The 15,971-nt window shown below is 52.9% G+C and carries 16 protein-coding genes, 1 other RNA gene and 1 riboswitch; of the genes, 5 read left to right on the plus strand and 12 right to left on the minus strand.

What is annotated here, in order from left to right; translation table 11 throughout:
- Positions 1 to 9 precede the first annotated feature (9 nt).
- The gene (locus STSP2_RS02725) at positions 10 to 1,155 is read right to left on the minus strand and encodes an aldo/keto reductase (RefSeq protein ID WP_146659640.1); all 1,146 of its coding nucleotides are present in this window, start codon (positions 1,153 to 1,155) and stop codon (positions 10 to 12) included.
- A gap of 203 nt (positions 1,156 to 1,358) precedes the next feature.
- Between STSP2_RS02725 and STSP2_RS02730 the strand changes: the two genes are divergently transcribed.
- Together STSP2_RS02730 and msrA are read left to right on the plus strand one after the other, a co-directional pair.
- Positions 1,359 to 1,808 (plus strand): response regulator, encoded by a 450-nt coding sequence (locus tag STSP2_RS02730; protein ID WP_146659642.1) that lies wholly within the window; start codon positions 1,359 to 1,361, stop codon positions 1,806 to 1,808.
- Between the two features lie 221 nt (positions 1,809 to 2,029).
- A complete protein-coding gene (gene msrA, locus STSP2_RS02735; protein ID WP_418202203.1) occupies positions 2,030 to 2,578 on the plus strand; it encodes a peptide-methionine (S)-S-oxide reductase MsrA in 549 nt (182 codons plus the stop codon).
- Positions 2,579 to 2,603: 25 nt separating this feature from the next.
- Here msrA and thiH read toward each other — a convergent pair whose 3' ends face one another.
- The 9 genes from thiH to ffs all read right to left on the minus strand — a co-directional run bounded on the left by thiH (position 2,604) and on the right by ffs (position 11,776).
- Positions 2,604 to 3,740 (minus strand): 2-iminoacetate synthase ThiH, encoded by a 1,137-nt coding sequence (gene thiH, locus STSP2_RS02740; protein WP_146659644.1) that lies wholly within the window; start codon positions 3,738 to 3,740, stop codon positions 2,604 to 2,606.
- A 21-nt stretch (positions 3,741 to 3,761) separates the two neighbouring features.
- On the minus strand, positions 3,762 to 4,532 hold the full coding sequence (locus STSP2_RS02745; RefSeq protein ID WP_146659646.1) for a thiazole synthase: 771 nt from the start codon (positions 4,530 to 4,532) through the stop codon (positions 3,762 to 3,764).
- A gap of 2 nt (positions 4,533 to 4,534) precedes the next feature.
- Positions 4,535 to 4,750, minus strand: coding sequence for a sulfur carrier protein ThiS (thiS, locus tag STSP2_RS02750; RefSeq protein ID WP_146659648.1), 216 nt, complete (start codon positions 4,748 to 4,750; stop codon positions 4,535 to 4,537).
- 69 nt (positions 4,751 to 4,819) lie between these two features.
- Positions 4,820 to 4,932: riboswitch (TPP riboswitch) on the minus strand.
- 93 nt (positions 4,933 to 5,025) lie between these two features.
- Positions 5,026 to 6,489 (minus strand): RNA polymerase factor sigma-54, encoded by a 1,464-nt coding sequence (gene rpoN / locus STSP2_RS02755; RefSeq protein ID WP_146659650.1) that lies wholly within the window; start codon positions 6,487 to 6,489, stop codon positions 5,026 to 5,028.
- Between the two features lie 211 nt (positions 6,490 to 6,700).
- Positions 6,701 to 7,306, minus strand: a complete 606-nt coding sequence (recR, locus tag STSP2_RS02760) for a recombination mediator RecR (protein ID WP_146659652.1) — start codon at positions 7,304 to 7,306, stop codon at positions 6,701 to 6,703.
- A 12-nt stretch (positions 7,307 to 7,318) separates the two neighbouring features.
- Positions 7,319 to 9,025, minus strand: coding sequence for a DNA polymerase III subunit gamma/tau (dnaX, locus tag STSP2_RS02765; RefSeq protein WP_146659654.1), 1,707 nt, complete (start codon positions 9,023 to 9,025; stop codon positions 7,319 to 7,321).
- Positions 9,026 to 9,170: 145 nt separating this feature from the next.
- On the minus strand, positions 9,171 to 10,634 hold the full coding sequence (locus tag STSP2_RS02770; protein ID WP_146659656.1) for a Gfo/Idh/MocA family oxidoreductase: 1,464 nt from the start codon (positions 10,632 to 10,634) through the stop codon (positions 9,171 to 9,173).
- A 34-nt stretch (positions 10,635 to 10,668) separates the two neighbouring features.
- Complete coding sequence (locus STSP2_RS02775; protein ID WP_146659658.1) at positions 10,669 to 11,580, minus strand: sugar phosphate isomerase/epimerase family protein; 912 nt, start codon at positions 11,578 to 11,580, stop codon at positions 10,669 to 10,671.
- Positions 11,581 to 11,678: 98 nt separating this feature from the next.
- Positions 11,679 to 11,776: signal recognition particle sRNA small type (ffs, locus tag STSP2_RS02780), an RNA gene on the minus strand.
- A 267-nt stretch (positions 11,777 to 12,043) separates the two neighbouring features.
- Between ffs and STSP2_RS02785 the strand changes: the two genes are divergently transcribed.
- Positions 12,044 to 12,226, plus strand: a complete 183-nt coding sequence (locus STSP2_RS02785; RefSeq protein ID WP_146659660.1) for a ferredoxin — start codon at positions 12,044 to 12,046, stop codon at positions 12,224 to 12,226.
- Between the two features lie 297 nt (positions 12,227 to 12,523).
- Positions 12,524 to 14,152 carry an L-glutamate gamma-semialdehyde dehydrogenase gene (gene pruA / locus STSP2_RS02790; protein ID WP_146659662.1) on the plus strand — a complete coding sequence of 543 codons (1,629 nt, stop codon included), beginning with the start codon at positions 12,524 to 12,526 and terminating at the stop codon, positions 14,150 to 14,152.
- A 65-nt stretch (positions 14,153 to 14,217) separates the two neighbouring features.
- Here pruA and STSP2_RS02795 read toward each other — a convergent pair whose 3' ends face one another.
- Entirely contained in the window at positions 14,218 to 15,249 is a 1,032-nt protein-coding gene (locus STSP2_RS02795; protein WP_146659665.1) for a transposase, read from the minus strand.
- Positions 15,246 to 15,485 (minus strand): hypothetical protein, encoded by a 240-nt coding sequence (locus STSP2_RS02800; protein ID WP_146659667.1) that lies wholly within the window; start codon positions 15,483 to 15,485, stop codon positions 15,246 to 15,248. The genes STSP2_RS02795 and STSP2_RS02800 overlap by 4 nt, the downstream gene beginning before the upstream one ends.
- 208 nt (positions 15,486 to 15,693) lie before the next feature.
- On the opposite strand from STSP2_RS02800, the gene STSP2_RS02805 reads away from it, so the two are divergent.
- The gene (locus STSP2_RS02805) at positions 15,694 to 15,942 is read left to right on the plus strand and encodes a hypothetical protein (RefSeq protein ID WP_146659668.1); all 249 of its coding nucleotides are present in this window, start codon (positions 15,694 to 15,696) and stop codon (positions 15,940 to 15,942) included.
- Positions 15,943 to 15,971 lie beyond the last annotated feature (29 nt).

Here is a 15,971-nt window from a genome sequence, read left to right on the forward strand (position 1 = left end):
CGTTTCGAATTAGTTATCATCCTCAGGCAGGTTGGTTCTCCATTCAGCAATCTCAGCAAGTCGGTTCATGATGTCCAGATGCTGCGTGCATACTTGTTCACACTTGGCGCATTCGATGCAGTCCTTGGCGCGGGAGACCTTTTCTGCAAGTCTGCCCCATTCCAGCTCGAACTTGAGCTTTTTCTTCATCTCTTGTTCGTCCTTGCCGAAAAGCGGCTTGTCATTGTAATACTGCATATAGCTTGCGATCGGAATATTCTGCGGACAAACCCCTGCCATGCAATAATTACAGCCCGTGCATAGCGAATTCATGTGGTCCGACAGATTCGCCTTTACCCGTTCGATATCTTCCTCAGTAAAGGACTTTGCCTGATCAGCTACACGACAGGCCATATCGATATGCTCTTTGTTTTCAAATCCGACCAGTGCGACATTTACCTGTGGACAACTGATTATAAATCGCAGTGCCGCTTCTGTAGCACTTTCGCCTTCCTCGCCGAGGAAAGAAAACTCCTTCTCATGTTTTGGTATTAGCCCCCCGCTGAGCGGGTTCATCGCAACCACGCCATAACCGAGGTCGTGTGCCTTCTGTACGCCTTCCCAGCGATACATGAAGTTCAATATATTCAAACCGAGCAGCACGGCTTCATATTCTTTCTTTTTCATGATCTGCGCAATATGATCGCCTCGCAGATGAGAAGATATGACAATATTTTTGATGAGTCCTTCCTCTTTCGCCTTGAGCAGGCCTTCGTACTGACCGCCCGGCTTCATCGCCAATTCGTATTCACTCATCCGGCGGATGCACCAGACGTGATAAAAATCTATGTAATCCGTGTTCAGGCGCTTGAGCGATTTCTCGACCGCTTCCCGAGCCTTGTCCGCTGTGTCATAAGTGGCCGGCATGCCCTTGGTGGTAACGTAGAACTGATCACGTTTGTCCGCCATTTCTTTGATGGCAAGGCCGTAAATGTCCTCGCTCTTGTCATCGCAATAGCCCGGTGCCGTATCGAGGTAGTTGATTCCTTTATCGACTGCGTAAGTGAGCAGCTCGGCGTTTTCCTCATTTGACTTGTTTTTGGTGTCGAATCTCATGCCGCCAAACCCGACAGCACTTACTTTGGCACCTGTTTTCCCGAAATCGCTGTAAATCATGAAAACTCCCACATATAGAACTCGTGTTTTTAAATACAAACCCTGTGCGTTGGTCGCCCAAACCATTATAAGGATTATGCTCTTAATTAAAAGTCTTAGGTAAGAAAAGCTCTTAAACGGTCCTATATTCTAAAGCTTTATTGCTTGATAATCCGATTAGTTCTATAGAAATACATCATGCTCCGGCTCGAGGAGGCTACTGAATGTTGGCGGCTAAAACAATATTGTTTGCAGAGGACAACCTGGGTAATTTTGTCCTCACTAAACGACACCTGAGAAGATGGGGGATCGAAAGCTCCTTGATCCGGTTTGGTAGTGGGCAAAAGCTGCTTGATTATGTCGACAATAACATTGCTCAGGCTAACTGCTCGGGCTATATCGTGATTCTTGACATACAGTTGCCCGGTCTCAACGGCGTTGAGGTCCTGAAAGATATTCGCCGGTCCAAAAAGAGCTGTGAACTCCCTGTACTCATGCTCAGCACCACGGACCGGCAGACAACGATCGACAAATGCATGCAGATCGGTGCTGATGCATATTTCGTCAAGCCTCTCTCTAAGCCTGCATTCTTCCGTGCTCTTGACAGACTGGGCATGCCGGAGGATAATCTGGATGATTCGGGTATCTCGCAAGCTCAGCATGTAAGTTGCTGAGTTTGCCGGCACTTACCCCTTTTCGCTTTACAGATGCCGTCTGGGAGCAAACCTTTACAATATCAATGTGCAGTCCCGAACCCTCTTTGTGGTGTTTGCGTATCAAAGGTGAGTTGAAAGGTGTAATCATGAGGCTTAATAAAACTATTCTATTTTTGTTTACGGCTGCTGTAATCATTTCGCTGATGGCGGGTTGCGGCGCACACGGGAAGGAAGCCCATATGAATAATACGGAACTGAGATCTGTACAGCAGGCAAGTATCGTTGGTGAAAAAGCAATATCTGAAAATGTTCAATCTGCCACATTTGCGGGCGGCTGTTTCTGGGGTGTCGAGGCCGTTTTCCGCCAAACTGAAGGCGTAGTAGCAACCGCGGTCGGATATACGGGCGGCAGCAAGGAGAATCCGACATATCGCGAAGTCTGCACCGGGCGGACGGGCCACGCCGAGGCTGTGCGGGTTTATTACGATCCGGACAAGACAAACTATGCGAAACTGGTGGATAAGTTCTTCGCATCGCATAACCCGACAACACTGAACCGCCAGGGGCCCGACGTTGGCACCCAGTATCGTTCCGCAATATTCTACCATGACGAATCACAGAAGGAAATCGCTAAGAAGACCAAGGAGGCATTGCAGGATTCGGCGAAGTTTGAGAGGCCGATCGTGACCGAGATTAAGCCCGCAGGCCCGTTCTATATGGCAGAGGATTATCACCAGCGGTACTTCGAGAAGAACAAGGGCGCGTACTGTCCGCATCCCGTTGAATGAAGTTAGGCAATGATCCTGCGGTTTGCTAAGCGGTGAAGCTTGTGTCCCAGTCCTTCCAAACAGCTTCTCGGCCTGCCCGTTTGATCATCTTGGCGACTTCCGATGGGTCGCGGTCGTCCGCTATGACGAACTGTTCAGTAGAGTCATCTTCTTCTGAATAGCCGCCCGGATTCGTCTTGCTGCCCGCGCTGATCCGCGTCACGCAAAGATTAACCGCATTGTTTCTCAGCTCAGCACTTTCGCGGGTGCTCAGGACGATCCCTGCGTCGGCGAAACACAATCGCAATGCAATCATCATCTGCACCAGTTCCCGTTCGCCCACGAGGTGTTCATATTCTTCGGCTACATGCGGCGCGGGTCTAAGACGCGGGAACGAAAACGAAACCTGCGACCGCCAGTATTTTTTCATAAGGTACGCCGCGTGCTCAGCGAGTGCTAGCGTCTCCTGTCGCCAGTCCGCAAGTCCCAGCAGCACACCCAGCCCGAGCCTTCGCATGCCCGCTCGTGCGGCGCGGTCATAAGAATCTAGCCTTTGGTCATAGTCCGCCTTGGGCCCTGCGATGTGGTAACGTTCGTAAGTATCGCGGTCGTACGTTTCCTGGTACAGCGTCACGCCGTCGATGCCCGCATCGAAGCAGTTCTTGTAGCCCGCTTCGTCCAGCGGATAGATCTCAATCGAAACGCTGCTGAAGTCCTCGCGAAGCCGTTGTGCCAGTTCCGCGAGGTAATCGTTCGTCACGTATTTCGTATCCTCGCCGCTGACAAGAAGAATATGGCGAAAGCCTTCCGACGCGATCACCTTGCCGTCCTTTACCGCCTGGTCGATCGTCAGGCGGGTACGGCTGAACTCGGTTTGACAGTTGAAGCCGCAGTACAGGCAACTGTTCACGCAAACGTTCGAAACGTACAGCGGGGCGTACATTTGGACGGTCCGCCCGAACCGCTGGATCGTTAGCTGTCTGGCTTGCTGTGCCATCTCTTCCAGCAGCTCGCTCGCAGCCGGAGAAAGCAGCGCCATGAGCCTGTCGATGCTGTACCGACCGGGCGGCTGGGCGAGGTGTCGGCGGACCTGGTCGGTCGTTATGTTATCGATCATTGTTGACGTGTCCGGTGATTGCCGATCCAGCTTTTTGTCACGTAATATCTGTGCGAATTCGCTCACTATCTATGTGCCTTTCGTGTATCAGTCACGCAGGAACCCGGTAAGCGGGCTCGATGCATTTGCTGTTTTGCTGATCGCCGCTTTGCCCGCCAGGTACGCGGTTCTGCCTGCCTCGGTCGCGAGCTTGAACGCCTCAGCCATCGCTGCCGGATCGCCCGCTGTCGCGATCGCTGTATTGACCAGCACGGCGTCCGCGCCCATCTCCATCGCTTCGGCGGCATGGCTCGGCAGACCGAGTCCCGCATCAACGACGACAGGTACTGTCGCCTGTTCTATAATGATCTCGATTGCCGCTCGCGTGGTCAGTCCCTGGTTCGAACCGATCGGGCTGGCCAGCGGCATCACGGTTGCGGTGCCGACGTCCTGCAGCTTTTTCGCCAGTATCGGGTCCGCGTTGATATACGGCAGCACCACGAACCCGTCATTGACCAGCGTCTCGGCAGCCTTCAGCGTCTCGCCGCCGTCGGGCAGCAGGTAGTACGGGTCGGGCGTGACTTCGAGCTTGACCCAGTTGATCCCGCTTGCCGCACGCGTCAGCCTTGCCAGCCGGACGGCTTCTTCCCCGTCTCGTGCGCCGGAAGTGTTCGGCAGCAGCACGCACCTGTCACGATCCACGGCCGCGAGCATATCGTCGTTCTCGTTCCGGATGTCCACCCGGCGAAGCGCGACTGTGACCATCTCACTTCCCGATGCATCGATAGCTTTCGCCATGTCCGCATTGGACGAATACTTGCCCGTGCCGATGAACAGCCGGGAGGTGAATTCTTTGTCTGCGATCTTAAGTTTTTCCATTATCAGCCTCCGCCTACGAATCTTATCAGTTCTATCTGCTGGCCCGGCTGCAAGGACGTTTCAGCAAAATTTTTACGTTCAACGATCTGCCCGTCGATCTCCGCAACAACTGTCGCCGCGTCGATCTCGAGCTGCTGGAGAAGCTGCGATATGTTAGCGGGCATCGCATCAGCCTCGTAGCTGTGCTCCTCGCCGTTGATCTTCAATTTGTGTTCCATATTTGTCTCGCTTTTGACCAGTTCGGCTGGTCCATAAAAAAACGCGCCCTCGAATGAAGGCGCGTCGAAAAGATCGTTTTCGTGCCTCCCTTCGCTGGCATTATCCAGATCAGGTACTAAGGGTTCCCGACTGCGGGATCTCAGCTCGGACCGATCGAGTCCGAGCACCCCTGACATTGTTTTCTGCGATTGTAATTCGTGGCTGGCCAAAAAGCAAGGCTATTGTGCAGTCAAACAATTTGAACAATACTCTCGCCGGGCGACAATCGGTCTGATTAGAATTTCTTGCGGAACCTTGCGGATGGTATGTTCAGCAGCTTGCGGTACTTGGCCACGGTCCTGCGGGCGATATTCTCGATGCCCTTGTCCGCAAGTGCCTGCCGGATCTGATCATCGTTGAGTGGTTTTGACTTGTCCTCAGCCTCGACGATCCGCTGCAGCTCGGCCTTGACCGCGTCCCAGCTCTGCATCTTGCCGCTGGCGTTTTTGGTGCCGCCGCTGAAAAAGCCCCTCAACGGCACAAGTCCCTGCGGACACTGCATATACTTGCCCGCAACGGCTCGCGATACGGTCGCGACGTGCACGCCCACTTCATCTGCGATAGTTGCCATAGGCAGCGGTTTTAGGAACAGCTTGCCCTTTTCGAAGTACTCCTGCTGGTGGTTTACGATCGCCTGCGCGACCTGCAGCAGCGTCTGCTTTCGCTGGACGATAGCGTCCATGAGCCATTGGGCGGAGTGGATGTTTTTCTGCAGGAACTGACGTGTTTTATCGTCCACTTTGCGATTACGGGCCATCTGCGAATAGAAGCGGTTCACCCGCAGATTCGGCATATTTGCCTCGGCCAGCGATACTGAATATCCTCCGTCCGGGCTCGGTTCGACGATCACATCGGCGGTTATCGGGTGATTTTCGTCCCTGCCCACACGCAGGCCGGGCGACGTATCGAGCTTGCTGAGCCGTTTGATTGCATGGTTTATCAGCTCCACAGGCACGTTCATTTTTTTCGCTATCTGCGGCAGGCGATTTTCCAGCAGCTCTGACCAGTGATCCTCGACCAGCTTGCGTTCCAGCGACATGTCCTCGGGGAACTGATCGATCTGAATCAGCATGCACTCACGCAAATCCCGTGCCCCCACTCCTGCCGGCTCGAGTTTCTGCACGAGCTGCAGCGCCTCGCGAAGGTGATCGATATTGAACGGATGCTTTTCTTTGTCAAGCTCTTCAACCGGGGTCGTCAAATAGCCCTTTTCGTCGATGTAGTCGATGATGTGTTCGCCCGCCTGCTTGACCTCGTCTTCGGCGTCGATCAGAGCCCACTGCTGCAGCAGCGAGTCGCGAAGTGACAGGCCCGAGCTCGCGGTGTTCTGCATCGCTTCGAGCTTTTTGTCCTTTTCGGGTGTCTTCGGCCGGGCCGAGACGCTCATGGACTGGTCGAAATAATCGCCGAAATCATCGTTTATACTGTCAAGACGCTCGAAATCGTCAGTATTGTCGCCTTTCTCATCGACCACGAGCTCTTTTTCGTCCAGGTTCTCGCATGCGGACTCTTCCTGCTCATCGCCTGCCTCAATGCGTTCTTCAGCGATCTCGAGCACCGGGTTGCTGTTGAGCTCCGCTTCTATTTTTTCCTGCAAGGCCAGCAGAGGCAGCTGCAACACCTCCATCGACTGTATCATGCGGGGAGCCAGCTTCATCCGCTGTTCCAGCCGCATCTGGCCTGTCATTGACATCTTCATAAGTCTGTCACCACTAATTCTTCGCTGTGATAAAATTCTAATGCAAACCGCATACCATGATACTGTTTCAGCTTGTAAATGTTAATGGTTAACCGCCAAAGTTTAGTAAATTCAGCAGAAAATGCCCCTTTCCGAGCGGTCTTACAATTAAAACTCGCGTAAAAGTTTTAAGAAGTGCTGGAAAATGAGTGTGTGTGAGGCTGTAAGGGCCCTAGTCCATGTTTGATCGGCCAAGGATCGCCTCAGCCAGGATGGACCCGCTGCTGTACTCGATGCTCGAACCGCTCGGCAACCCTCGAGCGAGCCTTGTGATCTTCACCCCCAAGGGTTTGACCAGCGAGCCTATATACAGTGCCGTGCCGTCGCCTTCCATGTTCGGATTGGTCGCCATGACCAGCTCTTTTACCTCGCCCGAGCGGACCCGCTTGAGCAGTGCATCTATCGTCAGGTCGGTCGGCTCGATACCCTCCAGCGGGGCGATATGCCCGCCGAGAACGTGGTAGACCCACTTGCAAAGTCCTGTCTTTTCGAGGTTTATGATGTCTTTGGACTGCTCAACCACGCAGATGACGCTGTGGTCGCGCTTCGGATCAGCACAGATTGCACATTTTTCGCCCTCGGCCAGATTATAGCATACCGAGCAATGCCGCGTGTTCTTTTTGACGCTGCTGATCGCGTCCGCAAGCCCCAGTGCTTCCTTTGCATCGGCTTTGAGTATGTGGAACGCCAGCCGCTCGGCAGTCTTTGGGCCTATGCCGGGCAGATTGCTGAATTCCTCGATGAGTTTGTTGAGGCTTTCGGTGTATGCCTGATTCATTGCAATAACTCCCTATGCGGACCTGTTCTGATCCTGAGGCACACGTTCGATCATTGCGATATTGGCGTCAAGGCCGTTCCGCAGCAGTTTGACCGCGGGGTCTTTCTCGGCCTCATCCCGCTCTTCGGCGCTTAGTTTGCTTCCTGGCGACTGCGGCTTGGGTATGTGCTTGCCGCTGGCTTTGGCTTTTTCGATCTTGACGATTAGTTTCTGGCCCGTCGCAGCCGACAAAAACTCCTCGATTCGTCCGTGCAGACTTTCGAACCTTTTCATCACGAAGCTCGTTGCCGCACCGAGGGTCAGTGTGTTGCCAGCCAGCTCCTGCGGCACTGTCTGCTTCAAAAAGCCGGGCAGTTTTGCGTATGGACCGACCGCTGAATCGAGTATCGCTGTCCAGTTATCTTTTAGCGACTCGAGAGTGACAGGTCCGTTAAGTACCTGCTGCTGCTGAGGTTGCGCCGGTTCTGACGAGTTTTGCTGCCCTGGCTGTGGTACGCCTGTCGGCCCGGCAGATGCGGATTTTTTAGCGTCTAAACTGGGTGGAAAGTTTTTTTTTAAGCCCGCACCGCCGGCATTGCCGCCGCCGCTCTGTATTTTCGCCAGTAACTGTTCGACACCCAGGAAATGTTCGCTCAGTGCGAATCGCAGTATCGAAGCTTCCAGCAGCGCACGCGGCGTTTCGCTGTTCTTGATGGTCCAGCGGAGCTTTTCCAGCGCGGTTATATTATAGATAAGCCCGGGGATATCGAATTTTTCAGACAGTTTCGAAAGCGTATCCCGTTCGCTCGGCGTGAGGATGAGCAGGTCGCTTTCCTTGCTCGCGGCCTTAAGCACCATCATATCCCGCATCTGGTCGATCAGCGAATCCACGATCAAAATCGGCGTCTGCCCGGTCTTGATCAGTGATTCTATTGCCTGCAGAACAGCCGCAGCCTCACTGTCGCCGATATAACCGATCAGTTGTGCGACCTGCTCCCGGCTGGGTTCGCCGAGAAATTCTTCAAGTAGCTCCACCGTCAAAGGTTCGACGCCCGCACTTATGAGCTGATCGAGCAGGCTCAACGCGTCACGCATGGATCCGTTCGCAAGCCTTGCGACGTGCAGAACCAGCTCATCTTCGTACTTGATCCCCTCGTTCTGCAGTATCTTCTTGAGCTGTGCGCAGATCGTTTCAGGGTTTATGCTGCTGAAATCGAACCGCTGGCACCGCGACTGGATCGTCGGCAGCACCTTGTTAGGCTCGGTGGTCGCGAAGATGAATTTGACGTGTGCGGGCGGCTCTTCCAGGATCTTCAGAAGGGCGTTGAACGCGTCAACCGTTAGCATGTGCACTTCGTCAATGATATAGATCTTGAACCGCGATCGGGCGGGGCGGTATATCGCGTTCTGCCTCAGTTCACGTATGTTCTCGATGCCGCGGTTCGAAGCGCCGTCGATCTCTATTACATCGATATCCTCGCCCGTATTGATCGCCACGCAACTGTCGCATTCGCAGCAAGGCTCTGCTGTCGGCTCGTCTGCATTGAGACAGTTAAGCGACTTGGCCAGTATCCTCGCCATCGTCGTCTTGCCCACCCCTCGCGTACCGCTGAACAGGTACGCATGCGCGACTTTGTCCTTCTTTATCGCGTTTTTGAGCGTCTGCGCGACGGCATCCTGTCCGACTACGTCGTCGAACGTCTGCGAGCGATATCTTCTTGCGAGTACTGTGTAGGCCATAACCGTAAATGCATTAAAAAACGAAAAAATGGACCGATCCGCGGATTATCATCCTGTCGTCCCGGTCCATTTATGTAATCTCTAATCGGCCCTTTTTGCAAGCACAAATTTCGAACGCTGCAAAATGGCTTGTCAGGTGCAACGATCAAACCTTTTCCGGAACCACAAAAGGCTCACGGTATGTGCCCCGGCCGAGCTTATTCGCCCAGAAAGCGGGGCCGAAGTCCTCTTTTTCGACGAATGTTTCTTTTTTAGAATCCATTTCGAGCCACGGACCTACCACAACACCTTCTTTTTGCAGATCGATCCAGTTCATGAACAGGTGCTCTTCCAGCCGCCGCCAGACTTTTGCTGCATGGCTGTTCTCGCCTACCGCCTCCTGCGCCTTTTCGGGGTCGCTCTTCTGCCCCATGCGATAGGAGTAGTGAGCCATGTGGCAAAGTGCCGAAGATTTATGTCCCTTTTCAATTTCCGCAGCGAGGTTCTCCCGTTTTCTGCTTCTTACCGCGTCTATGAAGTTCTGCTGATGGTTGCCCCCGCCGTCGCCCCGGAACTGCTTGATCTTGTTGCCGTCATTGTCATAGATCCAGCCGCCCCCGCGGCCGCCGGCGAAATATCCGTCCTTGCACTGGATAATAATGCCAGTCTTGATCCCCCGATAATAATCCATCGAGTTGCGGTTTTTGTTCATAGGCAGATTCTTCACTTCACAGATAACAGGTGCGGACTCGTAGTCGAGTATGGATACCATGGTATTCGGCGTCTCACCGTCATCGTCATAACCGTAACGGCCGCCGACACTTAGCACACGCGGCGCGAGCTTATCCTCCTGCAGTGCCCACATTGCAAGATCGACCTCGTGGATTCCCTGATTGCCGATCGAGCCGTTGCCGTAATCCCATACCCAGTGCCAGTCGTAATGCAGTCTTTCCCGCATCAGCGGCTGAAGCTCGGCAGGACCGGTCCAGAGGTCATAGTCGATATGATCCGGTATAGGCTGCGGTCCGGGCACTTTGCCGATGCTTTTGCGACGGCGATATGTGAGCGTATGCACATACTCGATCTCGCCCAGGCTGCCTTCGTGAATGTACTGCATCATAGGTATCAGTCCGATGTCCGAGCGGTTCTGCGTGCCCGCCTGTACGATGCGGTCGTATTTGCGTGCTGCTTTGACGAGTTGTCGGCCTTCCCAAATATTGTGCGAAACCGGCTTTTCAACATACACGTCCTTGCCTGCCTGACACGCCCAGATCCCTATCAGCGAATGCCAGTGATTCGGAGTCGCGATTACGATCGCGTCTATGTCCTTGCTGTCAAGCATCTTACGAACGTCGGTATAGGTTTCCACCGTCTGCTGGTCGTCGGTAAACTTCTTCTTTTCACGTGCGAGCAGATTGGTGTCCGGGTCGCAGATAGCGACTACGCGTGCGCCTTCAAGTCCACGTAAGTGTTCGATATGGTGTGCACCCTTGCTTCGTATGCCCGCCACGCCGATACGAATATCGTCATTGGCACCGCGAACCTGCGCCCAGGCGCTGCCGGCCATCGTCAGGCCCGCTGTTGCGGCAATGGAACCCTTTACAAAATCTCTTCTGCTGATGCTGCTCATGTTCTTACTCCATGTCCGATCTTGAACAAATAACTTAGTACTCAGGACTTACTTTTACCGCTTCTATTTGCATTTCTAGGAAGTCAACGGCTTGGCCTACTTCGTTCGGAAAGTCCGACCACCTGCATTCCATAGAAATGCCGCCATTATAGCCGATATCCTTCAAGGCCTGCAAGTAGGGCGTGAAATCTTCGCCGTTCTTGCCCGGATACCATCTTCCCTCGTTTTCCGCAATATGACAGTGCCGCAGATATTCACCAGCAGCGATTATCGATTCGGGTCCCTCGCCTTCCTGCATCATGTGATAGAAATCCGCGAGCACCCGAATATTCGGATGATGCACATCCTTTGCGATCGCCAGCGCCTCGTCAACCCTGTTTATGAAGTTGCATTCTTTACTTCGGAGTGGCTCGATCACGACGGTAACGCCGTCTTTGCCCGCAACTGGCCCCATCCTGCCCAAAAGTTCCACGAACTGCTCGCGAGCCCGGGTCGGGTCGAATCCGTCCGGTATTCGTCGCGAAGCTCCGCTGCCGAACACGATGTATTTGACGCCCGCCTCCTCTGCCCGCCTGAATGCGGTCTCGCAGTAAGTTATTATCTCATCGTGCTTTGCGTCAGGTCCGACCGATTTGAGCGATCCGGGCAAAAACCCGTTGCAGGCATATGTTTTCACACCTTCCTCTTCATATTTGCGGTTTGCAGCTTGGAATACATCCTCTTCTTTCGTAGGCACTAGAAAACCCCGTACAGAAGATTCTATGTAATCCAGGCCTGCCCTTTCCATGAATTGCGAGTCCGCTTTGGAAGTGCAAACGCCGATTTTGGGCGAGAAAGGCTCATTTTTGAGCTTAGCCGACTGCCGGGCCGAACAGGAACATAAAAGAAGGGCGATGCAGAGGAATTGGACAAAAAAGAATGTGCGAAGGGGCTGGATTTTTGCCATCAGAAACTCCTCAGAAAATTGCCGGAACCGTACCCGTTTCGATAAGCCTTATAATGGCCGCTTAAAGCAGTGAATGCTCACTGCGGATCAAAATAAAAGGTGGCCGGGTTTGCCCTACACAACGAGACTAACGCTTATGGCTGCTCGGTTCCCCGCCTGACCAGGTTCACGCGCCCCGCTTGCAGGGGACCCGACCATCAAATATATCGATCCAACCCGACGATAGTTCGAAAAACATGCGTTTTTGCGATTCGCCCGGGTTTATTGCGTCCATTATTCTGTTTTGACTGAGCTCCCTTTTCTGCTACGCCTTCATGCAGGGCAGGCAGTATAGCAGACACCAAAAAAATTTCCAGAAAAACCTTTTTATAATGTTAATTTCCACCGGCACGGGCCTTATAATACCTCAAAAGATTGGAGCTTTTCAATTCTACTTTGGTTTAATTTTCGAAAGGGGGCTTCTATGAAAGTCAGAGTCGATGATAGTTGTACAGCATGTGGTCTTTGCGTAGACACCTGTCCGGAAGTGTTTCAAATGGGTGATGAGTTTGCCGAGGTTATTGCCGATCCCGTCCCGCCCGAACATGAAGACTCCGCACAGCAGGCAGCGGATGAGTGTCCGGTAGATGCCATTCACGTCGAATAGACGACCATACCTTTCTATATAAGAAGGTACTATACGGTACAGTTTCTCCAAGCCGTGCGATGTTTTTGCGCACGGCTTTTTTTGTTCTCAGGGCCGGTCACAGATGATTCTCCCAGCTATCGGCTATGCTGAATCGAGGTCCAATCGCGGTTAATTGGCCTGAAAACGCTGATTTAAAATCTTTCTTGCCCTGCGAATTTGCTGGAAATGTTCTGTCATAACCTTTAAGCTGGCGGTTCGGTTTTTGCTAAAGAGAAAATCCTATACGGTAGCTAAAGTTTATGAAAGGTGTGCGAGATGCAGAATACGTCCAGTAATGTCCCAAAACCAGCAAATGAACCGGTATTGAGTTACGCTCCCGGTACTCCCGAGCGAGATCTGCTCAAAGAAGAACTGAACAGGCTCGAAAGCGAAGTCATCGAGATACCGCTTATAATTGGCGGCAAAGAGATCAAGACCGGAAACACCGGCAAATGCATCCAGCCTCATGATCACCAGAAGGTTCTTGCGACTTTTCACAAGGCCAGCGAAGCAGAAGTAGAGCTCGCGATCGAAGCGTCCCTGAAAGCCAAGGATCAGTGGGAAGCACTGCCGTATCAGCAGCGTGCGAACATTTTCCTAAAGGCCGCCGAGCTGCTCAGCAAAAAATACCGCTATACTCTCAACGCTGCCACGATGCTCAACCAGGGCAAGAACGCCTACCAGGCCGAGATCGACAGCGCGTGCGAACTGATCGACTTCCTGCGTTTCAATGCATACTACATGCAGCAGATGTACAAGATCCAGCCGGACCACTGCCCAACAGGCATCCTCAACAGCATCGAGTATCGTCCGCTGGAAGGTTTCATATTTGCGGTAACCCCGTTTAATTTCACCGCTATCGGCGGAAACCTGCCGACATCACCGGCCATGATGGGTAACACCGTACTCTGGAAACCCGCATCGACGGCTGTTTACTCGGCATATTTCTTCATGAAGATCCTCCAGGAAGCCGGTGTTCCCGACGGCGTTATCAACTTCATCCCCGGCTCCGGCAGAGAAGTCGGCGATCCGGTACTGCGTTCGCCTGACTTTGCAGGCATCCACTTCACCGGCTCCACTCCCGTGTTCCAGAACATGTGGAAGACCATCGGCAACAACATCGCCAGCTACAAGAGCTACCCGCGTATCGTCGGCGAAACCGGCGGCAAGGACTTCATGGTAGTTCACAACTCAGCCGACATCGACGCCGCAGCGGCGGCCATCGTTCGCGGTGCATACGAATACCAGGGTCAGAAATGCTCCGCTCTTTCACGCATGTACGTGCCCAAGAGTATCTGGCCTGAACTGAAGGAAAAGGTCTTCACACACGTCAAGTCGATCAAAATGGGGCCGCCTCAGGACTTCAGCAACTTCTTCAACGCGATGATCGACAAGGCCGCATTTGATACATGCAAGGGCTTCATCGACCGCGCCAACGAAGCCAAGGACGCCGAGGTCATCATCGGCGGCAAGTGCGATGATTCTGTCGGCTACTTCATCGAGCCCACCATCATCGAGACCGACAACCCGCAGTATGAATCAATGGTCGAAGAGATCTTTGCGCCTGTCCTGACCGTCTTCCCCTATGACGATGCGGACTTTGAAAAGACCCTCGAACTGTGCAACCAGACCAGCATGTACGGCCTGACCGGCTGCATATTCGCCCAGGACCGCTACGCTGTTCAGAAAGCACACGATGTGCTGCGTCACTCTGCGGGCAATTTCTACATCAACGACAAGCCCACCGGAGCTGTCGTCGGTCAGCAGCCCTTCGGCGGTGGCCGCGGTTCAGGTACGAACGACAAGGCAGGAAGCATGTTCAACCTTATGCGTTGGATATCCGTTCGAACCGTCAAGGAAAACTACAATCCGCCGATCGACTACCGCTACCCGTTCATGGGCTAGTATGATCATTCTAGATCAATTAACAGAAGGGCCGGCTCATTTTTCAGGGGGGTGCATCACAATATTTAGGCACAGTCTTTTATAGCATATTCCCATAAATCGCTGTGCAGTGCGGTTCTGACTTCCAGCATAGCGGATGCTCCTTGTCGGCTCCACCGCATCCCTGAGCTCTTCAGGCGGGCCTGCACAACGGTTTTGCATGAACTTTCTATCGGTCCGCTGTCCACGCGAAGCCCCATAGCCAGCAATTTCGGATAGTCGATCCGCTCAATCCGCCGAGACAGGAAGTTGATCAGCTTCGACAAGGCCTCGGCGTCTTCGCTGCTCGCAACCCGGCTTTTGCTGATTCGCAAGCTCCTGATCAGTTTTTTGGGCCCCTTATCTCGAAGTACATGACAGTATTTGCTTCGCCAGCGATTGCTCCTCTTCGAATTTTCACCGTAAAGCAAACTGGCACACTCGCCAATGTGCTGACAGCAGTGCCAGTAATCAACTACTTGTTTTGCATTAGGAAGATTGCTTTTTATATGCCTGTGAAAACCTTCCGCACCGTCCATTAAAAACGTCATGTCTTTGGCTTTCGATGCTCCAATCCGAATCGCCTCACGACGGGCAAGAGAGCCGAACTGCTTGATCGGACCGAGCACAGCACGATGGCTGACCTTACTACAGGCGTCATCCTCGTAACGCAGAAGTTTGACTTCCTTCCACCCTTCACGACGTACGTTTATCAACACTCCGTCGGCATAGCCATACAGCTTACTGCCGGCAATTTCGTCCCACTTCCGGTCGTCGCTGCTGCAATCACGGTTTTGTCTGATAGAGCCTGAAACCGCCAATATCCGCCTTCTCAGCGATTCGTGAGATATATGAATACTGAAGTCTTGACGCAAAAATCGGCTAACCTCTTTATAAGGGCCACTTGCCGTATGACGCAATACCAGCTCGTTGGCGATCCGGCTGTATTTGCGGCCGCTGCTGACAAGATTGCTGATCGGCTTGCTGCTGCCGCAACTGCAATGATAATAAGTGCCGGTAAGACTTATATTGCCACGCTTGGTGATGAACTCGTAGGATTTGCTGCCCTTGTGTCTCATTTTTTTTTACACTTGCCGCAACGCCGGTAGTCCGAATCAGTCTGGGATTTTTCCAATGCCGTCTGGATAGCCTTTCGCTGCACATCCTTGAGTAAAGGCTCAAGCGTTCTGACGATCTGATCATCGCTGACATCCAGCAACGTCCCATTAGCCGCGGAATCGAGCTCGTCGTGGAGCTCCTGGCAACCCTTGCGAAATTCGGCAACCGCTTCTTCAATCCAATCCTGCTGTGACATGATATACCTCGAAAAATAACCTTTTCTCTAAGTTATACCATATCCAAAATGTTCGCGCCACCTTTTTTTGATGCACCCTTTCAGGGTCGGCCCTTTTTTTGTGCTAAAAATTGCATGACCGATTCCTTATAATGTACGTGGGTGTACGTGGGCATTTGGGGCGGATCCCGCTGCACGGAAGTGAAATCTTTTTTGTGGGAGTTTTTCAATGTCTCGATTTTCGATCATGACCCTTTCGACGGTTATTATTGCAATTATTCTTTCCGCATCCCCGGCTCATGCTGCCATGCAGGAAGAGTTCATAATGTGGTACGACAAACCTGCGGACGATTACGGCTTCAAGAGCCCCCTTCGCTGCTGGGAAGTTGAGAACCCAAACCGAACTCACAAGCCCAATCCTGACCAGGCGTGGGAAAAATACGCACTTCCGCTGGGCAACGGCTTATACGCATTGTGAAATTTTTTCGCGCGCCACGGTTTTAGACT

Origin of the sequence: Anaerohalosphaera lusitana, assembly GCF_002007645.1 — a bacterium.
In the GTDB taxonomy this organism is placed as follows: Bacteria; Planctomycetota; Phycisphaerae; order Sedimentisphaerales; family Anaerohalosphaeraceae; genus Anaerohalosphaera; species Anaerohalosphaera lusitana.